General features: G+C 55.6%; 1 pseudogene. It reads left to right on the top strand.

The annotated features are described in order from the left end of the window. Positions 1–252, top strand: a pseudogene (locus J2D73_RS20415) (hypothetical protein); the annotation flags it as partial.

The raw sequence follows: 252 nt of genomic DNA, 5'->3' as shown, positions 1-252 counted from the left end.
ATGTTCTGGCGTGGTTCCTCTGCGCGCTGTTCTATTTCTATCAATATGCCATCCGCTCGGCCCCGGGCATCATGCAGCACGAGCTGACGGCCGCATGGGGAAGCAGCCATCTGGGTTTGATGATTGCGTCTTACTATATCGTCTATGCGCTGATGGCGCTGGTAGTCGGTGTGCTGCTCGACCGGTATGGCGCCCACGCCATTTTTCCCAGCTTTATTGTTATTACGGCTGTCGGTTGCCTGATTTTCGCCC

The organism is Acetobacter sacchari, assembly GCF_017377715.1.
Lineage (GTDB): Bacteria > Pseudomonadota > Alphaproteobacteria > Acetobacterales > Acetobacteraceae > Acetobacter > Acetobacter sacchari.
The sequence above is the reverse complement of the archived record's forward strand: the minus strand, read 5'-3'. Positions and strand labels throughout refer to the sequence as shown.